This is a genomic window from Ruegeria sp. CF8, assembly GCF_056537285.1.
Map to the genome: position 1 here is coordinate 26,140 of NZ_JBQFRG010000013.1, position 21,715 is coordinate 47,854.

Sequence of the window (21,715 nt, forward strand, 5' to 3'; positions counted from 1 at the left end):
CGTTTAAGAAATGCCAAGCTGACCGCGCGTTTCAGCGGTCCACCCCAACAGCAGCTTACCGTTATCCTCGATCAGCGGGCGCTTCATCAGTGTTGGATGTTCTTTCAAAAGCTCCAGCGGTGCTTTTGCGCGCTGTGTCTCATCCAAACCCCGCCAGGTGGTTGATCTTGTATTGAGCAGAGCATTGCCGAACTCAGCAAAAGCTTGCGACAGCACCGGCTCCGGCACGCCGTCACTTCTGACGTCGAAAAAGATCGCATCTGGCAAAGATTTCAGTGCCTTACGACAGGTGTCACAGGTCTTTAGCCCATATAGATTCATTTCTTTGATACTCCTGCTCGTGCTTCGATTTTGTGCAATCACGCCAGTTTTTGGCAGTTATTCTTGATTTTTTACTTCACCGTGCAATGTTGAAAAAGGCGAAACATGTAAATTGGACTGTTGTGCAAACGCGAAACAGTGGGGTTTACGATGACGCTGACCACAGCCCCCACCAATTTGTGGGACAATGCGTAAGTAGAAGGAGACACGGGACATGCCAACCGGCACCGTGAAATGGTTCAATACCACTAAAGGCTATGGATTTATTGCCCCTGATGAAGGGGGCAAAGATGTGTTTGTTCATATCTCGGCCGTAGAACGGTCCGGCCTCACCGGACTCGCAGACAACCAAAAAGTCTCGTACGAGTTGCAGGACGGACGCGACGGCCGCCAAATGGCAGCTGATTTAAAGCCGTTGTAACGACACCCCGCACTGCGCGGGTTGAAACATCTTAGGATGGCGGCCAATTTCCGGCCGTCACCCGCCCCCCACCGGATTTGTTCCATTACCCTCGCGCGGGCTTCGGCTTGTCATGAGCAATCCAGTTGTCGCCCATGGCAACAATACAGGACGTCCCAGTTGCATAGGTCACGACCATCGTCCAATCGCCGCGCTGGTTTGACCAGACCTCCATGATTTGCTCAGGTCCGCGAATACCGGTTGCCACGCGCTCGGAGCGGAACTGTCCCTTGAGCTTTTCGTGCAACCTGGGTGTGGGTTCACACAGAATTTCAGCGATAGGTGACTGCGCCTGCACGGGCAAAGCCACGCCTGATACCAGACACAGTAAAGCGGGTTTCAAAATTCGCATCATGGAACCAATGTAACGGTTCCATGACAAGATGTATAGACAAAAGCTATGCGTCAGCGGCCGTTACTTGCGGATGATCGCTTCAAACTCACGCCATTCACGGGCGGTCATGCCCGAGCTTTCTTGCGTGACCGTCTCGCCCGCCAGCATGTTCCGAAGACTCTCTACCATCTGAGCAGACAGGTTGACTGCGCCCAACCGGTAATCCTCGAACGCTTTGTAAGCAAACGGCACCCAGTCGGCGACAATCTTGCACATCGCATCGGCATAAACGCGGATTTCGTATTGCGCATGAGGGTCCGCGCGCAAGCGCAGGAAATGGAACAGGTTGTGCAGGTCAACCTTCCAATACCATTGCGTATAGATATTAGCGGGAAGGTTCATCCGGGCCAACTCACGCGCCAAACCCTGTTGCCCGTCCTGACTGATCAGGGCTTCGTAATTGTCGTAGCAGCGGGTGCTGTCGGCCTTCAGTATCTCCAATACGCGCGCGGCTTCTTCACCTTCCAGCGTTGATCCACGGCCCTGATTGTTCACCTCGGACTGCGCCGCCACATGTTCAGGTGCGGGGATGTAAAACTCACGGTCCAGAATAGAGTACCGCGCGGAGTATTCGTTCACATTTGCCGTCCGGTGCCGAATCCATTGGCGCGCCACGAAAACCGGCAGTTTCACGTGCAGTTTGACTTCGCACATCTCAAACGGGGTCGAGTGCCAGTGCCGCATCAGATACCGGATCAACCCTTCGTCGTTCTGAACCGATTTTGTGCCTTTACCATAAGACACACGGGCCGCCTGACAGATCGCGGCGTCATCGCCCATATAGTCGATCACGCGGACAAAACCGTGATCCAGAACTTGATGCGCGGTGTACAAATGGTCTTCCATTCCCGCTGAAACGACGCGACGTGTGGGATGCGATTGCGCGCGTTGCTCCTCGATCTCGGCCTGTTGGTCAGCGGACAGCGGCATCAAATCTTCCTTTCTGGCAATGAGTCGCCCCCTACTATATCTCGCTTCCGGCAGCACCGGAACCGCGATATATGCCGCAACCCGCGCAATTTTTTATTTCGGCCGCAAGGTGCACTCGACACGTCAAACCAGTGCGCTAAGTTGCTGGCAAAACAAATCGAAAGAGGATGGCCACGATGGCGCTGACGTATCTGCACACTATGATCCGCGTGAAGGACCTGGAAAAGTCCATGGCGTTTTTTGAGCTGCTGGGTCTTAAGGAAACCCGTCGATACGACAGCGAGGCCGGGCGATTCTCGCTGATCTTCATGGCGCCTCCGGGGCAGGTGGACGCCCCAATCGAACTGACGTACAACTGGGATGGCGATGACAAACTGCCCAGCGACAGCCGCCATTTTGGCCACCTAGCATATGGTGTCGACAACATCTACGAGGTTTGCCAGCATTTGCAGGACAACGGCGTGACCATCAATCGCCCGCCACGCGACGGTCGCATGGCCTTTGTCCGTTCTCCGGACAACATCTCGGTCGAGTTGCTTCAAAACGGTGACGCGCTGGAACCAGCCGAGCCCTGGGCCAGCATGGAGAGCACCGGCCACTGGTGATCCGGTGGATCATAACGATGGGGTTGGCCCTGTTGGCCGGCCCTCTGCAGGCTGAACAATGCCGTTTGGCCCTTGCACTTGCGATGGACATTTCGGTTTCGGTCGACGACGCGGAAGACATTTTGCAGCGACAGGGACTGGCCGCAGCGCTTCTGGCACCTGAAGTGCAAGACGCATTCTTCTCATCTCCTCTACCTGTTGCGCTGGCCGTTTATGAATGGAGCGGGCAGTCTACACAGCATGTTATCCTAAACTGGCGCTTGATTGAAAATCACGGAGATCTGGTGGCTGCAGCGACCCGGATAAGTCAGTCGATCCGGTCCAACGAAGGCTCGGCCACGGCTATGGGCCATGCCTTACGGTTTGGGGCCGAACTGTTCCAAACCGCGCCTTCGTGCCTGTTTCGCACCATCGATCTGTCAGGAGACGGATCCAATAATGACGGTTATGGACCACAGATCGCATATCAGCGGTTCTTTAGTCATGACATCGTCGTCAATGGTTTGGTGATAAACGCCGCAGATTTCGAAGGAGAACTTTTTCTCATCCCTTTTTTCGAAAACAACGTCCTGCATGGCCCGGGCGCCTTTTTGGAAGTCGCACAAGGATTTGAAGACTTCGAACGCGCGATGCGCAGAAAACTGGAACGGGAATTGAGCGGGCTGCAAATTGGTGCAGTGCAGGTGTACGACCAATGAAGACGCGCTTGTTGGTCATTTTGTTCTGCCTGATTTCAGGGCCCGCCTTTGCACAATGTCGCCATGCCTTGGCTTTGGGTCTGGATGTGTCGGCATCTGTCGATAGCGGTGAATACAGGTTGCAGCTTGAGGGTCTGGCCGCTGCTCTGCGCGATCCTGAGGTCAGTCAACTGATGCTGGCGAATGGTTCAACATCCATGAGGTTGGCGGTCTATGAATGGACAGAACCAGGGCACGAAAGGGTGCTGCTCAACTGGACTGATATCCAAACCTTGGCCGATCTGAACACCATCAGTACGCGCCTTATCCAGACATCGAGGCGGTCAACGGCAGAAGGAACGGCAGTGGGGTCTGCGATGGCATTTGGAGCTGAATTGTTGAACCAGCAAAAGACGTGTTGGCGGCAAACCTTGGATCTCTCAGGTGATGGCAAACACAACCTTGGGCCCCATCCCCGAGATGTCAGAACAGCGTTGCGCGGCAGCGGCATTACGATCAACGGGCTTGTTATCGGTGCAGATGATCCAAGTTCAGGAGACCGCCGTTACGTTCAAGTCGGAGAGCTTTCGGCTTACTACAATACCTGGGTTATTTCCGGTCCAAACGCGTTCGTTGAAGTCGCGTTGGGGTTTGAGGCTTATGCAGAGGCCATGACCCGCAAGTTGATCCGAGAGTTGGACAACCTCGTTCTGTCAGATGCGCGCCCCTGATCAATAAATATACCTGATCTGATCGGTCCAGTACCGTTCCACGCGGCGCAGAGAGGTTGTGATATCTTCGATGCCATCCAATTCCAGCACGCCTCGTCCCTGCAAGCCTTCGGCGTGGCGGGCAAACAAATCCGAGACGATATCCCGGATCTCCCGGCCTTGCGGCGTCAGGCGTACGCGCACCGAGCGGCGATCGATCTCACAGCGTTGGTGGTGCATGTATCCCATCTCAACCAGTTTCTTGAGGTTGTAGCTGACATTGCTGCCCTGATAGTAGCCACGGCTTTTCAGTTCACCGGCTGTGACCTCATGATCACCGATATTGAACAACAAAAGCGCCTGCACAGCATTGATTTCCAAAACACCGACGCGCTCAAACTCATCCTTGATGACGTCCAGCAGCAACCGGTGCAATCGTTCCACAAGGGCCAGCGCCTCAAGGTAGCTGGTCATGAACCCCTTGGTTTCCGGTCCGTAGACCTTCATTTCCATACTCATCCGACCCTCCGATTCAGTCGTGCTGTTTGAGACACGATGAACCGAAAATCCGAAAAATCGGTTAAGCTTGAATTGTCTTTATTTTTGAAACGTTTGTGCGATATCAGAAACGAGATCGGCAAACTGACTGGGGGGCTGAACCTGCCCTGTTACCCATTGATAGAGATCCTGATCGTTTTCATGAAGCAACGCGTCATAGATGTCCAATCCGGCGTCATCCATATCGGCGAGATTACGATCCGCGTAAGCGGAAAGAATAATATCCATCTCTTTGATCCCGCGCCGCATCGAGCGCATTTTCATACGCTTGATGCGCACATCCCGCTGTTCGCTCAATGTCGTTGCTCCAACATCAGACGCATTTTCTTTTCAAGCCGCGCCGCGCGCTCGGCGCAGGCGCGCATTTCACCGCGAATGGCACGCAACTCAGCGACGGCAGTTGATAACTCCATTCCGCCTTCGCCCTCGTCCACCGGTGCGTCCATACCTTCGCCTTCGCCAGTCAAAAGCCACATGATCGAAACGTTGACCATCCCAGCCATCATCGACAGGCGGTTTGCGCGCGGCTCGGACAGGTCGTTTTCCCAGTCAGCAACGGTTGCCTTTTTGACACCAAGGCGTCGCGCCAATTGCGCCTGGGTCATTCCGGCAGCTTCGCGCGCGCCGGCCAGACGGTCCCCAAATGTTGCAGAATCCGGACCATACCAGTCGTTTTCATCAGTCATTCGGATCTCCAACTCAGAGTTTCTATACGGCTTGAACGTCTTTCGGGCGCACCCTATGACAGTCAGGTTGAACATACAAACCGAGGCCGACCATGAGTTTCCTGTCTGCGACACTGTCACGCGTTAAACCTTCGCCCACCATCGCCATGACAGCCAAGGCAGCTGAACTGCAGGCCGCCGGTCGCGACGTCATCCGTCTGAGCGCGGGAGAACCGGATTTCGACACGCCTCAGAACATTAAAGACGCCGCGGTTGCTGCTATTGCGGCAGGAAAAACCAAGTACACCGCGCCAGACGGCATTCCCGAGCTCAAACTAGCGGCCTGCGCCAAGATGAAGCGTGATCATGGCCTGGACTACACCCCGGCTCAGATTTCGGTCGGAACCGGCGGCAAACAAACGCTGTACAACGCCCTGATGGCGACAATGAACGAAGGTGACGAGGTCATTATCCCCACGCCCTACTGGGTGAGCTACCCGGACATGGTGACGCTTGCAGGCGGTACGCCGATCACGGTTGCGACAACGCTGGAGAACAGTTTCAAGCTTACCGCAGAACAGCTTGAAGCTGCGATTACCCCAAAGACAAAATGGTTCATTTTCAACTCTCCCTCGAACCCGACGGGTGCCGGTTACAGCCGTGACGAGTTGAAGGCGCTGACCGACGTCCTGATGCGCCATCCGCATGTCTGGATCATGTCGGACGACATGTATGAACACCTTGCCTATGACGGTTTCGAGTTTTGCACGCCTGCCGAAGTGGAACCCGGCTTGTATGACCGAACACTCACCTGCAATGGGGTTTCCAAAGCGTACGCCATGACAGGCTGGCGCATTGGCTATGCGGCGGGTCCGGTCGAGATCATCGCGGCAATGCGCAAAATCCAGTCTCAATCCACCTCAAACCCCTGTTCAGTCAGCCAGTGGGCCGCTGTTGAGGCATTGAACGGAACGCAGGAATTTTTGGCCCCGAACAACGAGATGTTCAAACGCCGCCGCGATCTGGTTGTGCGGATGCTGAACGAGATCGACGGCGTCAGCTGTCCGACGCCAGAGGGTGCGTTTTATGTTTATCCGTCAATCGCCGGTCTGATCGGCAAAACAACACCTGCCGGAACGGTCATCGACACGGACGAAGCGTTTGCCACAGCCCTGTTGGAAGAGGCAGATGTTGCCGTTGTCTTCGGCGCTGCCTTTGGTCTTTCGCCGAATTTCCGGGTCAGCTACGCTACGTCCGATGCGGCGCTGACCGAGGCCTGCAGCCGCATTCAGCGTTTCTGTGCATCACTGAGGTGACCATGTCTGCCGATCTTCCCGAATATTACTTTCGCATCCGTGAAAACGGGGCTGCAGTGTTTCGGGTCGATACCGAAAATCGCCAACGCCGGATTGAGATGGACCAGATCGCAGTCATCAACATTCGCAACGGTGACGTCAAACCGCAGGGGCAGCGGACCCTTTCAGAGCGTGATCAGGCAGAAATCGCCCAATGGATGGAAGAGCGCCGGGCCTTGCTGGCGCAGCGTGACATTGACGACATACACCGTGCCATCGACCATCTGAACCTAACCACACAATGGGTTCAGTCCAAAGCAACCGACGCCCAGCTTGAGAATGTGACAGACAGGCTACTGATGGCGATGCATGACCTGCGCACCGTTCTGGTTCGGAAAAAAGCAGATCGGCTGAGTAAAGACTAAGCAGGCTCAGCCGCTGCTGGCATTTGGCGCACCGAATGCATCCAGAACCGGGCCATGAGAAGCACGGCAGCAAAGGCCAAGCCAAGCACGAGCCCCAGCCAGATACCAATGCCGTCCATCTGCCGAACGAAACCGAAATAGTACGACGCCGGGATACCTACGACCCAATAGCTGAGTGCTGCCATGACCATGGGAATCTTTGCATCTTGCAGCCCGCGCAACAGGCCCAGCGCAATGACCTGCGCGCCGTCCACCAGCTGAAACAACGCCGCCATGGCAAGCAATCCGGTTCCAATGGCAAGGATTTGTCCACGCTGCGGATCATCTGCCTCCATAAACAGGGAAATCAGCGGTTCGGCGTATGTGAGGAACAGGATGACGGTCACCACAGACATAACCAGCGACATGCCCGTCACCGCAATTGCGCCTTTCTCCAGATGCGCCCGATCCCGGCGTCCCAGCGCATTACCGGCCCGGATGGTGGCGGCGTTTGACAACCCAAGATGCACCATGAACGTGGCCGACGCTAGGTTCAGCGCGATCCCATGTGCCGCCAGCGGAACCTGTCCCAACCACCCCATCATCACAGCTGATGTGGCAAACAATGAAACCTCGGCCAACGTGGTCAGACCAATGGGAACCCCAAGCTTCCACACGCTGGCGAACATCTCCCAATCCGGTCGCCAGAAACGCTGGAAAAGGCTGTGTTCCGGCAGCGTTCGAACCACGTAGATGACAACAGCAATCAGCGAAACAACCTGCGTTGCGATTGAGGCGATTGCTGCACCCATCACACCCAATTCCGGTGCGCCCCAATTGCCGAAGATCAGCGCATAGTTGGTCACTGCGTTCACAAATGCCGCCGCGACTGTGATCCAGAGCACGATCTGCGTTCGCTCCAAAGCCGCAAGGTAGGATTTGAGCACCATCACGATAAGGGCCGGAAACAACCCCCAACCGGCAACGCGCAGATATTCGGATGCTGTTTCAGCAACCTGCGGCTCCTGCTTCATGGCGATCAGGATTGGATAAGACCACAACAGCAATGGCATGACCACTACTGCGTAGAGCAACGACAGCCAAAGCCCCATACGAGTCGAGCGTCGAATGCTGGTTTCGTCCCCTTCCGCCGCAGCAGTGGCAACCATTGGCATGACCGCCCAGCCGAACCCGGCCCCAAACAAAAACAGCACGAAATAATAGCTACTGGCCAACGTGACCGCAGCCAGTGCCTCGACCCCGTACCAGCCCAGCATGATGGTATCGGTCAAACCGATGGCAAACTGCGCCAGATGGCCACCGACCAGCGGCAAGCCAAGCACGGCGATCGCCCGAAAATGGGCGGGGTATGTCATCACTTTTGTCATTGCACCAGCCATATGCTCGGGTTTGGCGCGGGACAAGAGCGGATCAGTAAAATTTCACTATGAGACTATGGCGCCCGCCTCACCGTGAAAACGGGCGCGTTGCGGATTAGCGGGCATCCGGATGCAATGTTGCGCCCAGAATATGCTCGGACCGGTGAATGACGTGATGGGCTTGACCAACGATCAATGGATCCGGGTCCCCTACGACGTTCAAATCCTTGCCCGGGTAATCCAGCGTCGACAGGAAATGACGCATGCAATTCAGGCGCGCACGTTTCTTGTCATTCGACTTGATGATCGTCCAGGGCGCGTCTGCGGTGTCAGTGTAAAAGAACATCGCCTCTTTCGCCTCGGTATAATCGTCCCATTTGCTAAGGCTGGCCTTGTCGATCGGTGACAGCTTCCACTGCTTCAGTGGGTCGGTCTCGCGGCTTTTGAAGCGGCGCTGTTGCTCTTCCTGCGTGACCGAGAACCAGTACTTGTAAAGCTGAATACCCGAGCGCACCAGCATCCGTTCCAGTTCCGGCGTCTGACGCATGAATTCCAAATACTCGTTGGGCGAGCAGAACCCCATCACCCGTTCGACACCCGCGCGGTTGTACCAGGACCGGTCATAGAACACCATTTCGCCAACAGTCGGCAGTTCCTGAACATAGCGCTGATAGTACCATTGCCCCTTCTCTTCCCAGGTCGGTTTGTTCAGTGCAACCACACGGGCCTGACGCGGGTTCAGATGCTCCATGAACCGTTTGATCGTGCCACCCTTGCCAGCGGCATCGCGACCTTCGAACAGAAGAACAAACCGCTGCCCCGTATCCTGCGCCCACAACTGAACCTTCAAAAGCTCCGCCTGCAGACTTGCCTTCTGCGCCTCATAGGTCGACCGCGCCATCTTGCGGCCATAGGGGTATTTTCCGCTTTCGAACGCCTGCCGGATCTTCTCGGGGCTGGGCTCTGCCGCGTTTGCTGCCTTGGCCTCTACGACTTTGATCTGAGGGGGTTTTGCTTCGACCGGAGCAATGGCTTCCATACATCTTATCCTTTTTCAACTGTCCTGAATGAGGGCTAGCAGAAAGGTCGCAAATGCGCTTTGATTGGTGTCAAATTGATGCCTCAAAAACCCAAAAATTCCACTCTGGATCAGAGGTTCCAATGCACACGTCATTCACCGATCTGAATGATCAGTCCTTTTGCCTCCGAACATGGGGCGACCCTGATGCGCCACCGCTTCTGATGCTGCATGGTTTCCCGGAATACGGGGGCGCCTGGGCGGATCTCGCTCCACATCTGGCGGATCACTTCTATTGCATCGCCCCGGATCAACGTGGATATGGCCAAAGCTGGTGCCCTGAAGGGGTACAGAACTATGCCCTGTCCCAACTGGTGTCCGACATGGCCGCTTTGATTGAGACCCACGGTGCACCTTTGGCTGTGCTGGGCCATGATTGGGGTGCATCGGTGGCCTATGGCCTTGCCATGTTCCGCCCTGATCTGGTGGACAGGCTTATCATTGCAAACGGCGTCCACCCAGTTCCCTTTCAACGCGCCATGGCCGCAGGCGGTGCGCAATCAGAAGCCTCGCAATACATAAACCAACTGCGGGCGCCCGATGCGACGCAAAAACTGTCTGAAAACAACTTTGCATTGCTCGAAAGGTTCTTTCGCCACGGCATGGGACTGGATTGGCTGACCGAGAGCCGCATGGCCGAATACCGGACCGAATGGGCGCGACCCGGACGGTTAGAGGCGATGTTGAACTGGTATCGCGCCTCTCCGCTGGTTGTCGCACAGCCGGGGCTTCCCGCAACAGACCTGCCGGATCTGCCACTGGATCGGCTGCATGTCCGATGCCCGCATCTGTTGCTTTGGGGACCGGATGACAAAGCCCTTTTGCCCGAGGCAACTGAAGGCTTGGAAACCTTCGCGCCCAACCTGACCCGGATCACGATCCCTGAAACTGATCACTGGCTGCATCACCAAAAACCGCAGGACGTTGCACTGGCCATTCTGGATTGGGTCCAAACGGCCTGACCTGTATGGTCTCTTAACGATGCCCCCAATCGTCGGGGTTGTCAGAATTGTTCGGGGATAAACCCAATTCGTCGCCATCGGTTGAACACCCCAACCCCAGTACCGTCCGGTTTGCATAAGAGAAGTACGAACCAACCTGATTGATCTCAAGGATTTCTCCGTCGTCCCATCCCGCCTCGCGCAGGGCGATTACATCCGCCTCAACCATGTCGCCGGGCGTTTCGGTCAGTTTACGGGCATAGATCATGGCAACCACTTGCGCTGCATCCAACGGGGCGGCAGCCGGATCGCGCGTCTCAATCGCCGCCCGGATCGCATTGCCCCGCGCCTCATCGCCAAGCAACCGCTGCAAACCCGCGAAATGATGTTCCACACAATAGCCGCACCGGTTCAAAGAACTGACCCACACGCCCAGCACCTCAAGAAACCATTTCGGGATCTTGTTGCCCGAATGATGCAGCACCGCCTTGTAGATCGCCATGTGGCCTTCCATCGAATGCGGCCGCAGGCTGTGCGCCATCATGATGTTGTCCACATTGTTGTCTGGCCCGGTGACCCGGTCATAGAGTTTCTTCAGTTTGCCTGTGGCCTCAGCGAAGGGGATGGTTTTGATCCAGCTCATTTGGGGTCCTGTTATGGTGTTTTCTTGACGCCCAGAGACTATGGGCGCTTTGGGGCGGTGGCGAGACAAATTCTACGAGCGTCAGCAAAGAGCCCAAAGCCGTCGATAAAGTCCGCCGCACTGCTGCGCGTTTTGACCCTAAGTTACGCACGTAAATTGACTTCTCTTTGCGTGGCCCGGCGTTCACCCGGGCAAACACTTATTGTTTGAATGAACAGGCGCATGGTACGTTCTTTTAGACGGCAGTTCGTTATCTACTAAGCAGCGAACAACAATTCAGATCCCTGCAGGGTTGGCAAAAGGTAACCATGGGCGATCGCAAACACGAAACAGCATCACGCAGAAGCACTGGGAGTTTAAGGATGAACGATTCAACGCCATCCCGCCGGCTGACGGCGGCGGACTTTGACCAAGACCTTTTAGATCTCTACGACTACTACGCGCATGGCAAGATTTCGAAACGCGAATTTCTCGATCGCGCTGGTAAATGGGCCGTCGGCGGGCTGACGGCGGCGACTATTCTCAGCACGCTTTCGCCAAATTACGCGCTTGCGCAGCAAGTGGCTGAGGACGACCCCGATATTGTAGGTGAAGATATCGTCTATCCGAGCCCGAACGGCACTGGTGACATTACCGCTTATCTCGTCCGGCCAACTGAAATAAACCCTGACAGACCACCTGCCGCGATTCTTGTCGTTCATGAAAACCGCGGGCTGAACCCTTACATCCGGGACGTGGTGCGTCGCCTCGCAAAGGCAGGCTTCGTTGCGATGGGTCCGGATGGGCTGTCCTCACTCGGAGGGTATCCGGGAACCGATGATGAAGGTCGGGAGATGCAGCGCACGCTTGATCAGGGGCAACTCTTGAACGATTTCTTCGCAGGCTTTGAGTATCTTCAGTCGTTGGATGGAACAAATGGTAAGGTGGGGGCAACTGGATTCTGCTACGGAGGCGGAGTGGTCAGCAGGCTGGCAGCCGCTTACCCGGAAATGTCAGCAGGCGTTCCGTTCTACGGCTCGTTTCCAGACGCTGACCAAGTGCCCAACATCCAAGCGCCGCTGATGGTTCAGCTGGCCGCGCTCGATCAACGCATCAATGCGATGTGGCCTCCGTTTGAAAAGGAAATGGTGGAAAACGACAAAGTTTACGAGGCCTACATCTATCCAAGTGTGAACCACGGCTTCCACAACGATACAACGCCGCGTTACGACGAGGCTGCGGCAAAGCTTGCTGAAGAACGCATGGTGGCTTGGTTCAGAACATATCTTGCGGGCTGAGCCGGTTTGCGCCCACCAAGAACCGGGCGCGACCCATTCTGCGTGCCAAGCTTTAAGCTCGGACCGATGATGACAGCTTCGTCGACCACCAAATCGACGAACGAAATCCTCTACGACGCAAGCACAGAGAGTGTTTCTGCTTGGTCGCGCGCCCAAACCTTCCACAACACCTCGCGTCCCTCTTCCCCCGGACCACATCACCTGCCATAATGGGGGAAACTCAAAAACAAGAGCAGCCCATATGCCAGACGATCTGTTGACGCCCGAAGCGACCAATACCTATGACGCCTCCTCGATCGAGGTGCTCGAAGGGCTGGAACCGGTCCGCAAACGCCCCGGCATGTATATCGGCGGCACGGATGAGCGTGCTTTGCATCATATGGTGGCCGAAATCCTCGATAACTCGATGGACGAAGCCGTCGCAGGCCACGCCAACCGGATCGAGGTTGAACTGCATGAGGACTACGCCCTGACGGTCCGCGACAACGGGCGCGGCATTCCGATTGATCCGCACCCCAAGTTTCCCGACAAATCCGCGCTTGAGGTTATCCTGTGCACCCTGCACGCGGGTGGTAAGTTCTCGGGCAAGGCGTATCAGACCTCGGGCGGTCTGCACGGGGTAGGTGCCTCGGTGGTGAACGCGCTGTCCGACTCGATGGTCGTGCAAGTGGCGCGCGACAAGACGCTGTTCGAACAACGGTTCTCGCGGGGTGTTCCGCTTGGCCCGGTCGAGAAGATCGGCGCAGCGCCCAACCGACGCGGCACCACCGTTACCTTCCACGCAGACTCCGATATCTTCGGCCACCACAAGTTCAAACCCGCACGGCTGTTCAAATCGATCCGTTCCAAAGCCTACCTGTTCTCGGGCGTGGAAATCCGCTGGAAATCCGCCATCGACGACGGGGAAACACCGACCGAGGCCACCTTCCACTTTCCCGGCGGTCTGTCAGACTACCTGAAAGAGACGATGAACGGCTCGTCCACCTATGCCGAGCAGCCCTTTGCGGGCACCGTGGACTTCAACGAAAAATTCGGCACGCCCGGCAAGGTCGAGTGGGCGATCAACTGGACGCCCTCGCGCGACGGGTTCATCCAGTCCTACTGTAACACCGTCCCCACCCCCGAAGGCGGCACCCATGTGGCGGGATTCTGGGCCGCGATCCTCAAGGGGATCAAGGCTTATGGCGAATTGATCAACAACAAGAAGGCCGCGCAGATCACCCGCGACGACCTGATCACCGGCGGCTGTGCGCTGGTCAGCTGTTTCATCCGCGAACCGGAATTCGTCGGCCAGACCAAAGACCGCCTGGCCACGGTCGAGGCGCAACGGTTGGTCGAAAACTCGGTCCGCGACCATTTCGACAACTGGCTGGCCGCCGACACGAAATCCGCCGGCGCGATCCTGGATTTCCTCATCCTGCGGGCTGAGGAACGCCTGCGCCGACGGGCCGAGAAGGAAACACAACGCAAGTCCGCCACTAAGAAACTTCGTCTCCCCGGCAAGCTGGTGGACTGTAGTAGTTCAACACGCGATGGCACGGAATTATTCATCGTCGAAGGCGATTCTGCGGGCGGGTCTGCAAAAATGGGCCGGGACCGCAAAACGCAGGCCCTGCTGCCCCTGCGCGGCAAGATCCTGAACGTGCTGGGCGCGGCCAGTTCGAAACTGGGCACCAACGCCGAGATCAACGATCTGACCCAAGCGCTGGGTGTGGGCCTTGGCACCAAGTTCAATGTCGACGACCTGCGCTATGACAAGGTCATAATCATGACCGATGCGGATGTGGACGGGGCGCATATCGCCTCGCTACTGATGACGTTCTTCTTCACCCAGATGCGACCGATGATCGACGCGGGCCACCTGTACCTCGCCTGCCCGCCCCTCTACCGCCTGACCCAAGGCGCCAAACGGGTCTATTGCCTAGATGAGGCCGAGCGCGACGAGTGGCTTGAGAAAGGTCTGGGCGGCAAGGGCAAGATCGACGTCTCGCGCTTCAAGGGTCTGGGCGAAATGGACGCCAAAGACCTGAAAGAGACCACAATGGACCCCAAATCCCGGAAATTGATCCGGGTCACTATTGATGAGGACGAACCCGGCGAGACCGGCGACCTTGTCGAGCGCCTGATGGGCAAAAAGCCCGAACTGCGGTTCCAATACATTCAGGAGAACGCGCGGTTTGTTGAGGAGTTGGACGTATAATTTTCTATTTAAGAAGCTATTTTGGAAAGAATTTAGCAACGTGCCCCTAACTTCCGCTATTGAACACGAAAACTTGACCAAAACTCGAAAGGCTCTTTACTTTAGCACTTTTTTTACCTTCGCGGTAGCAAATGCGGAACTTTTGAGTAGCGAAATGTCCATCTTCGGGCTTCGCATAGCCGTGGTACAGGCAGACTTGGCAGCCTTTGGGCAGCTTGTTACTCTACTTCTTTTTTTCATCTTTATTCTTCACTGCGCAGTAGCTGCTTCACAGGCAATCTCCAACACACTTACGGAGATGAATGTGCGCTGGAAGCAACGCTCACTGACAAGCATACAAAGAATGAATGATCACAAGGACTTAGATCCGAATTATGAACACGAAGACCCCCTTGGCGGTTTGGAGTCTTGGGAGTACGAACACCATAAGGAGGATTTCAAACGACAACGCCAAGAAAGTATTGCCGAATTTATAGTCAAAACTTTATCTCGATTAAGAAGCTTTGTAATTGAGTATTTTCTAGTACTCGTCGCAACAACGTTTGCTCTGCTAAATCCACGGATTATCGATCAAGCTATTCAATTCTGGCAACGCTTATAGAGCACTAGAAACGAGCAGCTGCCAACGCGCTAATTAAACTGAAACAGCATGCCTGGCAAACTTACATTCCGAGCGGCCCCAATTACCCTCGCGCCCTGTGGGGCGGGTCTGGCGCGTGTTTGACACCCTGCATCAAGCATTGGATGGATAGGAAGACGCACCCACACCACACGCGCCCTCAAAAAACCAAAATCTACTGCAATTCAAACATCTTCAGTTTACTAATCAAACCAAGACCCGGCTTCCCTGTGACAAGCTGGCTTGGATTTAACGATTAAGGATTTGCAATGGCCCGCCTTTATGACAGTCGAAAACGTGTTCTCGTAACCGGTGGGGCCGGGTTTCTGGGCTCGCATCTGTGCGACCGGCTTCTGGATCAGGGGCATGAGGTTTTGTGCGTCGACAACCTGTTCACCGGCACCAAGCGCAACATTGACCATCTGCACAACAACCCGCGGTTCGAGTTCATGCGCCACGACGTGACCTTCCCGCTGTTTGTGGAAGTCGACGAGATCTATAACCTCGCCTGCCCGGCCTCGCCCGTTCATTACCAGCACGACCCGGTGCAGACGACCAAGACCAGCGTGCATGGCGCGATCAACATGCTGGGGCTGGCGAAGCGGCTGAAATGCAAGATATTTCAGGCCTCGACTTCTGAGGTCTATGGCGATCCGACCATCCATCCGCAGACCGAAGACTATTGGGGCAACGTCAACCCGGTTGGTCCGCGCTCGTGCTACGACGAGGGCAAGCGCTGCGCCGAGACGTTGTTCTTCGACTATCACCGGCAGATGGGTTTAGAGATCAAGGTGGCCCGCATCTTCAACACGTACGGCCCCAGAATGCATCCGGCTGATGGGCGCGTTGTGTCGAACTTCATCATGCAGGCCCTGACGGGTGAGCCGATCACGATCTTTGGCGATGGCACACAGACCCGGTCGTTCTGTTATGTGGATGATCTGATCGAAGGCTTCATGAGGTTGATGGACACCGACAAGGACGTCACCGGCCCCGTCAATCTGGGCAATCCCAATGAATTCTCGATGAACGAACTGGCCAGCGAAGTGCAGGCGCTTGTGGGCACCGACACCCCGATCAGTTTCAAGGACCTGCCGCAGGATGACCCCAAGCAACGCCAGCCCGACATCACTCTGGCGCGGAGCGTGCTGAACTGGGAACCCAAGGTGCAGCTAAAGGAAGGGTTGGCGGCGACGATCAGCTATTTCAGAGAGTTGCAGGCTTAGGCCATCGGTGTGCAGAATACAGTCGTGACCGGGGTCGAGGCATAGTTCGCCACCAGACTCCGGCCCAGACATAGCCGTGGGTAGGTATTAGTCAAAATCCGCTTCATCCAGAAGCGTATACGTGAACTTGTTGCCGAATGCGTCCCGCCCCGCCTCGCATTTCAGCATGAACTCGGCAAAATGCCGGCTGTCTGCAAATACCTGACACCCGGCCGAATAGATCGAGTTCGTGGTATCATGGTCGCCATTTTTTGGCCCCTTATGAAGGTTTATACCGAACATCCCACTTTGAGGATTAACGAGATTAAGGTTGCCGTCGCGATTGTTGTCACGAAAGACCGTCACATCGCCCAATCGCTGACACATCGCCTTGTGACCACCGGGCTTTCCTCTTTTGTGTATATCGATCTTGTAACAAGAACGGTATTGACCCGGTGCCAGAATAGCCGTTCCGTCTGAGTTTATCGGCTTCTTAAGGTAATGATTGCTGGGATCGGCAGTAATCGGATAGTAAGCAATATCCCAAACACCTAAGAAACGGTGAAAAACCGTCATGACGTCGTCGAATTTCTTTGGCGAAACCGGTCGCGTCCGAATGCCCACGATGTTGAGATTCCAGTCAATTGCTGGTGTGTCAAAAACTGCAAAGCCCTTATCCTTCATGACTTCCAATATTTTTTCCACGGGTGGTCTAAACATGTCTCTAATCTCCCAAAATAATGCTTCAGTGATATCACAGTATCGCTCATCTCAAAAACTCACCTTTTCCATCCGCTGTGTATACGTGGATTTTTGTTGCCTAACCCGTTGATCTCGTTCACACTTACTTTCAATCAGCAATCCAAAATCGATCTTGGAAGTTTCAAGCATACGAAACCAAAATTGACCACAAACAGACTTTCGAACGGGAGGACGACATGAAAGCATTAACCTTCGGGCTGGCCCTGACCCTGGTGGCCTCACACGCCCCCGCACAGCAGATGCTCAGTACTGCATCCCCTATTCCAGACGGCGCCGAGACCCGGTTTTGCTATTACGATGGCATGGCCTATTCCGAGGACGCGTTTGTCCTGATGGTCGGTGACAACACCGTCACCTCGACGATCAGTACAGTTCAGGAGCGCTTGCTACGGTGCCACCGCGACAATGACGGCACTCTGAAATGGAGACCGCAGAGCACGTTCTCGACCAACAACTAAGGCTCGCCAACGCGATCAGACGGCGAGCCCGATCAAGGCAACGCCTAGGGCCATAAGTACGGCGGCACCCAGCCGTCGTATCCAATTGCCTTCCTTGAGGAAGATGAACCCTATCAGCGCAGCAAAGATGACTGAGGTTTCCCGCAGCGCCGAGACCGCGCCCAGTGGGGCAAAGTTCTTGGCATACAGAACCAGACCATAGGCCGTCATCGACACAAGACCGCCCAGAATTCCAGTCATCCATACTCTGATCGGCAGGTCTTTGAGGGTCTCGCGTTTTCTGACCCCAACAAAACCCGCAATGAACAGGTGCAGGAACGCCCCCCAGGCCCAATAGCTGAGCGTGTTGCCTGACAGCCGAACGCCGATCCCATCCACTACCGAGTAGATCGAAATGCAGAACCCTGTGCCCAGCGCAAAGCCCAGCGCGCTGCGTCCAACCCCCGAGCGCAGCGCCTTCCAACTGCTCAACTGAATGCCAAATGCGATCAGGGCAATTCCACCCCAAGCCTGCAATGGCAGCACCTCCCCCACCAGAACCATCGCCCAAAGCGAAACCAGCGCCGGAACGATGCCCCGCGCAATGGGGTAGACCACACTCAGATCGCCATGCTGATAGGCTTTACCCAGCATGAAGTAATACCCGAAATGCACAACGGTCGAGAGCAGGATGTAGATAAAGCTTTCAGCACTGGGCAATGGCAGAAGCATTACCATCACGGCCGCTGGCAACACGTGGCCCAAAGCAACAAGGCCCAACATCGTCGTGCGATCCGCCGCTGTCTTGACGATTGCGTTCCAGACCGCATGCAGCAATGCCGCAGACAGAATGATAAGGATGACAAACAGGGTCATGCCTGGACCTTTCCCGCAGATATTTTGCGCAAAAAGGGTCAGTGGCCCTATTCACTTGGCGCGATCTCGGCCAAAAGACTGATTTTTGTCAACCCGGTTTCACACAGGCTGCTGAGCAAGCCAGCTTTCGATTTGCTCCGCCGGCCCTTGCCAGCCGGGTTCCATAAACAGAAAATGCGCGTGATCCTGAACCAGCAGAAGAGTTCCGCGATCTCCGTAACGCTCTGCCAGGGCGCGGCAGGTGTCCGGGTTTACCGCCCGATCTTCTGCTCCAGACACAACCAGAACCGGGCAGTCGACCTTGTCGAAATCGACTTTAATCGCCTGATGATCATCGAACATCCAGAAAAACATCTCGAACATCACGCGCCCGCTTTCGGCACCCAGTTGATCGAACACGATGTGTTGTTGTGACTCGTCCATTTTATTAAGCGCGAAGGGCGCCATCAGGTCGAACTCAACCCGCATGGGCTGTTTCCAGAACGCCCCTCCTTCCATCAAAGCGCGCGGCACGGCGCGCTCGTCGTCGGTTTCAGGCAAAGTGCCCCAGGGTGCATTGGGATTAATCAACACAATAGCACTGGCCAAACCGCGTGCAGCCACCTGCTGTGCAACAACACCCGCGATGGCGTGACCCAGCAGAACCGGTTTGCTGTCCAGACCCTGCACAAATTCCGCTATGTCATTGGTGTAATCCAAAACGCTGGTCTCGGTCAGCCCAGGGTCAGGGTCGGCTTTCGGATCACCGCCATGGTGACGCAAGGCTGGAGTATGTACAGTCCAGCCTCGATCCCGAAAGAAAGTTGCGTAACCCTGCATACACCAGGGTCCGGCAAATGCCCCATGAATCAGAACAATTTCTTTTGTCATCGAAATCTCCTGTGGTTCCTTGATCAGTATGAGCATCCGGTAAGATGTTACAACTGCCCGTGATCCCTGTTGCAGGACGCAGGTCAGGTCCTAAGATCGGGACTATGAGTTTTGTGACCGACAACCAACTGCCCCTGCTGATCCTGTTTTTTGTGATAGGCTCAATCGGCACGGCGTTTCTGTTCCGCAAACCGGCCGGGCATCGGGCGTGGAAACTGGCCGATCTGGTTTGGGTGGTGCTGGGCGGTATCGGGGCATTGGTTGCGGTTTTGGCCGGGCTTTACACCTCCGATAGCTCTCGGCTGGATCGTCAGATCGATGTCGCCTATGCGGCCACTCTGGCATTTGATCGCGACGCTGCAAGGTTTCGCCTACGCTTTTGCGATCCGGCATTTGACCCGGATACAGCCGTTTTATGCGACAAGGTCGAGTTCCTCTCGGCTTCAACTGCCAGCAATTCAGAACTGCCGCTGTTCATTGCCGTGACAAACGAAGTCGCCCCATTGCAGGGTTTGCATTTCCTGTTCGGACGTCAGGCCAAGGATGACATGGATGAAATGCGCAGCGCCGCCGCGCAGGCCGACGCCTTCGACATCGACCAGTTTCTGGTCTTCACCTCTCTGGACGACGAAACGCAGACCGCTATCGACAACATGCGTCGGAAAGTACCCGCCATTGCCGGGGACTACCTGATCCTGGCTCAAAGCTATGATGATCTGATCGAACAGGTCGGCAAATTGAAAGACGAATGGGAATATTTGCAGGCCAACGCCCATATTCTGGTTCTGCAAATCGTAGCTTTGTGCCTTGTCAGCTTTGCGGCCCCGTTCCGTTTGGGAAAATCGGTGGTGGAATTGCGTACAACACTTATCGCCGATACGCCTGTGCCAACACCTGCGGATCCACCCCCAGAAAATAACGCAGCAGAGTCCAAAGATTCCGACTACCCCGCCGAATCCAGCCCGCCTGCTCATACCGCTCCGCGCTCGTAAAGGCCCGCGAACCCAAAAGTGTGATCCGGGGCAAACGACGCGCCAGGGCGACGTCTTCCATCAAAGGTTGGTCCGGATAGCCGCCTGCGGCATGGTAGACATCACGCGGCACCAAAAGTCCCTGATCCCCGTAGGGCAACCGGAAAACCCGGCTGCGCAGATTGGCCCAGCCCGAGACCCATTTCGGTGCGACCCCTCGCGCATTAAACGCCAGCCGAAAGGCCGCAGGTCCGCTGCTGGATAGATGAGCGCTCACCGCCTCGCTCCAGCCACTTTCCAATACAGTGTCTGCATGCAGGATCAGCAACCAATCTCCACCGGCCTCGGCGCAGCCCCGACGCAACTGCCCGCCACGCGACGCTGCTCCTGTGACAACCTTTGCTCCGGCCTCTTCTGCGATCTCCAGTGTTAGGTCAGTTGACCCCCCATCGCTGATGATCAGGTCCCGGATCAGCCCGGCGTGCAGCCCTTCCATCAATGCCCCAAGGCATTCGGGCAAGGCATCGGCAGCGTTCAGGGTCGGAACAACAACAGAGATCGGGGCTGGCACGTCTGATACCCTCTGGTCTTGGCGGCGGATCTTCCTATATCACGAGGCCAAGGGAAATGACGAGGACCAAGCTATGCCTACCCGCCGCATCCTGCGCCTGACCGGCTCGGACACCGAAAGTTTTTTGCAGGACCTGATCACCAATGACATTCAGGGATTGAATGACGGGCTGGTTTATGCCGCGCTGTTGACGCCGCAAGGCAAGTATCTGGCCGACTTTTTCCTCAATCGCGATGGCGATGGCATTCTGCTGGATGTCGCCGAGCACCTTGCTGATGATCTGGTCAAACGTCTGAGCATGTACAAACTGCGTGCGGACGTGGCGATCGAAGGCACAGATCTGAACCTGCAACGCGGAACTGGTGCAGCACCAGAAAGCGCCCTGCCCGACCCGCGACACCCTGACATGGGCTGGCGTATGTATTCTGCCGCGCCCGAACAGGACGACGGCACCGATTTTGATTCAGTGCGTGTTCAACACTGCATTCCCGAAGCAGGTACTGAGCTGACACATGACAGCTACATCCTAGAATCTGGCTTCGAAGCGCTGAATGGCGTGGACTTTAAAAAGGGCTGCTACGTAGGTCAGGAAGTGACCGCGCGCATGAAACACAAGACCGAGCTGCGCAAGGGTCTGCGCCGGGTCTCTGTCGATGGCATCGCGCCGGTTGGAACCGAGATCACGGCCAATGGCAAACCCGTGGGCACTCTGTTTACTCAATCTGGTAGTCAGGCAATTGCCTATCTGCGCATTGATCGCGCCAAAGGTGAAATGCAGGCAGGCGACGCCAAGGTACGAATGACGGATTAAACACCCCTTGTTGCCTAATCAGCACGACCCATACCTGGACACGTATCGCCAAGTTT

The 21,715-nt window shown here is 55.8% G+C and carries 26 protein-coding genes; 13 read left to right on the plus strand and 13 right to left on the minus strand.

The annotated features are described in order from the left end of the window. Window positions 1–3: 3 nt before the first annotated feature. Window positions 4–321, minus strand: a complete 318-nt coding sequence (locus ACR0EV_RS21995) for an ArsC/Spx/MgsR family protein (RefSeq protein ID WP_480802048.1) — start codon at window positions 319–321, stop codon at window positions 4–6. Between the two features lie 214 nt (window positions 322–535). Here ACR0EV_RS21995 and ACR0EV_RS22000 point away from each other — a divergent pair, with 214 nt between their 5' ends. Continuing rightward, complete coding sequence (locus ACR0EV_RS22000; RefSeq protein ID WP_008758035.1) at window positions 536–742, plus strand: cold-shock protein; 207 nt, start codon at window positions 536–538, stop codon at window positions 740–742. A gap of 85 nt (window positions 743–827) precedes the next feature. Here the strand turns inward: ACR0EV_RS22000 and ACR0EV_RS22005 are convergent, their stop codons facing one another. Next, window positions 828–1,124, minus strand: a complete 297-nt coding sequence (locus ACR0EV_RS22005; protein WP_480802049.1) for a hypothetical protein — start codon at window positions 1,122–1,124, stop codon at window positions 828–830. Between the two features lie 72 nt (window positions 1,125–1,196). Beyond that, window positions 1,197–2,105, minus strand: coding sequence for an FAD-dependent thymidylate synthase (thyX, locus tag ACR0EV_RS22010; protein ID WP_480802050.1), 909 nt, complete (start codon window positions 2,103–2,105; stop codon window positions 1,197–1,199). Window positions 2,106–2,281: 176 nt separating this feature from the next. On the opposite strand from thyX, the gene ACR0EV_RS22015 reads away from it, so the two are divergent. The 3 genes from ACR0EV_RS22015 to ACR0EV_RS22025 are packed head-to-tail and all read left to right on the plus strand — an operon-like array spanning window position 2,282 to window position 4,118. Further along, on the plus strand, window positions 2,282–2,710 hold the full coding sequence (locus ACR0EV_RS22015; RefSeq protein ID WP_480802051.1) for a VOC family protein: 429 nt from the start codon (window positions 2,282–2,284) through the stop codon (window positions 2,708–2,710). Beyond that, on the plus strand, window positions 2,707–3,408 hold the full coding sequence (locus tag ACR0EV_RS22020) for a DUF1194 domain-containing protein (protein WP_480802052.1): 702 nt from the start codon (window positions 2,707–2,709) through the stop codon (window positions 3,406–3,408). Before ACR0EV_RS22015 ends, ACR0EV_RS22020 begins: the two co-directional genes overlap by 4 nt. Further along, window positions 3,405–4,118 (plus strand): DUF1194 domain-containing protein, encoded by a 714-nt coding sequence (locus ACR0EV_RS22025; RefSeq protein WP_480802053.1) that lies wholly within the window; start codon window positions 3,405–3,407, stop codon window positions 4,116–4,118. Before ACR0EV_RS22020 ends, ACR0EV_RS22025 begins: the two co-directional genes overlap by 4 nt. Here the strand turns inward: ACR0EV_RS22025 and ACR0EV_RS22030 are convergent, their stop codons facing one another. From ACR0EV_RS22030 to ACR0EV_RS22040, 3 genes are all read right to left on the minus strand, one after another. Then, window positions 4,119–4,616, minus strand: a complete 498-nt coding sequence (locus tag ACR0EV_RS22030) for a MarR family winged helix-turn-helix transcriptional regulator (RefSeq protein WP_480802054.1) — start codon at window positions 4,614–4,616, stop codon at window positions 4,119–4,121. A gap of 78 nt (window positions 4,617–4,694) precedes the next feature. Continuing rightward, window positions 4,695–4,919 carry a succinate dehydrogenase assembly factor 2 gene (locus tag ACR0EV_RS22035; RefSeq protein WP_171091216.1) on the minus strand — a complete coding sequence of 75 codons (225 nt, stop codon included), beginning with the start codon at window positions 4,917–4,919 and terminating at the stop codon, window positions 4,695–4,697. A gap of 29 nt (window positions 4,920–4,948) precedes the next feature. Continuing rightward, window positions 4,949–5,341 (minus strand): helix-turn-helix domain-containing protein, encoded by a 393-nt coding sequence (locus ACR0EV_RS22040; RefSeq protein WP_171090907.1) that lies wholly within the window; start codon window positions 5,339–5,341, stop codon window positions 4,949–4,951. A gap of 92 nt (window positions 5,342–5,433) precedes the next feature. Here ACR0EV_RS22040 and ACR0EV_RS22045 point away from each other — a divergent pair, with 92 nt between their 5' ends. Beyond that, entirely contained in the window at window positions 5,434–6,636 is a 1,203-nt protein-coding gene (locus tag ACR0EV_RS22045; RefSeq protein WP_480802055.1) for a pyridoxal phosphate-dependent aminotransferase, read from the plus strand. Window positions 6,637–6,638: 2 nt separating this feature from the next. After that, the gene (locus tag ACR0EV_RS22050) at window positions 6,639–7,040 is read left to right on the plus strand and encodes a hypothetical protein (protein ID WP_480802056.1); all 402 of its coding nucleotides are present in this window, start codon (window positions 6,639–6,641) and stop codon (window positions 7,038–7,040) included. Here the strand turns inward: ACR0EV_RS22050 and ACR0EV_RS22055 are convergent. Then, complete coding sequence (locus ACR0EV_RS22055) at window positions 7,037–8,407, minus strand: MATE family efflux transporter (protein ID WP_480802057.1); 1,371 nt, start codon at window positions 8,405–8,407, stop codon at window positions 7,037–7,039. The genes ACR0EV_RS22050 and ACR0EV_RS22055 overlap by 4 nt on opposite strands. A gap of 106 nt (window positions 8,408–8,513) precedes the next feature. After that, window positions 8,514–9,437, minus strand: coding sequence for a polyphosphate kinase 2 (gene ppk2, locus ACR0EV_RS22060; protein ID WP_480802058.1), 924 nt, complete (start codon window positions 9,435–9,437; stop codon window positions 8,514–8,516). Window positions 9,438–9,559: 122 nt separating this feature from the next. On the opposite strand from ppk2, the gene ACR0EV_RS22065 reads away from it, so the two are divergent. Continuing rightward, entirely contained in the window at window positions 9,560–10,438 is an 879-nt protein-coding gene (locus tag ACR0EV_RS22065) for an alpha/beta fold hydrolase (protein ID WP_480802059.1), read from the plus strand. A 13-nt stretch (window positions 10,439–10,451) separates the two neighbouring features. Here ACR0EV_RS22065 and ACR0EV_RS22070 read toward each other — a convergent pair whose 3' ends face one another. Beyond that, window positions 10,452–11,060, minus strand: coding sequence for a carboxymuconolactone decarboxylase family protein (locus tag ACR0EV_RS22070; protein WP_480802060.1), 609 nt, complete (start codon window positions 11,058–11,060; stop codon window positions 10,452–10,454). Between the two features lie 362 nt (window positions 11,061–11,422). On the opposite strand from ACR0EV_RS22070, the gene yghX reads away from it, so the two are divergent. From yghX to ACR0EV_RS22090, 4 genes are all read left to right on the plus strand, one after another. After that, complete coding sequence (yghX, locus tag ACR0EV_RS22075; RefSeq protein WP_480802061.1) at window positions 11,423–12,337, plus strand: YghX family hydrolase; 915 nt, start codon at window positions 11,423–11,425, stop codon at window positions 12,335–12,337. Window positions 12,338–12,578: 241 nt separating this feature from the next. Further along, the gene (parE, locus tag ACR0EV_RS22080) at window positions 12,579–14,537 is read left to right on the plus strand and encodes a DNA topoisomerase IV subunit B (protein WP_480802062.1); all 1,959 of its coding nucleotides are present in this window, start codon (window positions 12,579–12,581) and stop codon (window positions 14,535–14,537) included. A 73-nt stretch (window positions 14,538–14,610) separates the two neighbouring features. Beyond that, a complete protein-coding gene (locus tag ACR0EV_RS22085) occupies window positions 14,611–15,138 on the plus strand; it encodes a hypothetical protein (RefSeq protein ID WP_480802063.1) in 528 nt (175 codons plus the stop codon). Window positions 15,139–15,425: 287 nt separating this feature from the next. Further along, window positions 15,426–16,382 (plus strand): UDP-glucuronic acid decarboxylase family protein, encoded by a 957-nt coding sequence (locus tag ACR0EV_RS22090; protein WP_480802064.1) that lies wholly within the window; start codon window positions 15,426–15,428, stop codon window positions 16,380–16,382. Between the two features lie 87 nt (window positions 16,383–16,469). Here ACR0EV_RS22090 and ACR0EV_RS22095 read toward each other — a convergent pair whose 3' ends face one another. Then, on the minus strand, window positions 16,470–17,081 hold the full coding sequence (locus ACR0EV_RS22095; RefSeq protein ID WP_480802065.1) for a hypothetical protein: 612 nt from the start codon (window positions 17,079–17,081) through the stop codon (window positions 16,470–16,472). Window positions 17,082–17,299: 218 nt separating this feature from the next. Here ACR0EV_RS22095 and ACR0EV_RS22100 point away from each other — a divergent pair, with 218 nt between their 5' ends. After that, on the plus strand, window positions 17,300–17,581 hold the full coding sequence (locus ACR0EV_RS22100) for a DUF1496 domain-containing protein (RefSeq protein ID WP_480802066.1): 282 nt from the start codon (window positions 17,300–17,302) through the stop codon (window positions 17,579–17,581). Between the two features lie 15 nt (window positions 17,582–17,596). Here the strand turns inward: ACR0EV_RS22100 and ACR0EV_RS22105 are convergent, their stop codons facing one another. The 3 genes from ACR0EV_RS22105 to ACR0EV_RS22115 form a co-directional block, all read right to left on the minus strand. Next, a complete protein-coding gene (locus ACR0EV_RS22105; RefSeq protein WP_480802067.1) occupies window positions 17,597–18,436 on the minus strand; it encodes an EamA family transporter in 840 nt (279 codons plus the stop codon). Window positions 18,437–18,535: 99 nt separating this feature from the next. Continuing rightward, window positions 18,536–19,306, minus strand: a complete 771-nt coding sequence (locus tag ACR0EV_RS22110) for an alpha/beta hydrolase (protein WP_480802068.1) — start codon at window positions 19,304–19,306, stop codon at window positions 18,536–18,538. Between the two features lie 867 nt (window positions 19,307–20,173). Further along, the gene (locus ACR0EV_RS22115; RefSeq protein WP_480802069.1) at window positions 20,174–20,848 is read right to left on the minus strand and encodes a TIGR04283 family arsenosugar biosynthesis glycosyltransferase; all 675 of its coding nucleotides are present in this window, start codon (window positions 20,846–20,848) and stop codon (window positions 20,174–20,176) included. A gap of 73 nt (window positions 20,849–20,921) precedes the next feature. Here ACR0EV_RS22115 and ygfZ point away from each other — a divergent pair, with 73 nt between their 5' ends. Continuing rightward, window positions 20,922–21,659, plus strand: coding sequence for a CAF17-like 4Fe-4S cluster assembly/insertion protein YgfZ (gene ygfZ, locus ACR0EV_RS22120; protein WP_480802070.1), 738 nt, complete (start codon window positions 20,922–20,924; stop codon window positions 21,657–21,659). The last annotated feature ends 56 nt before the right edge of the window (window positions 21,660–21,715 follow it).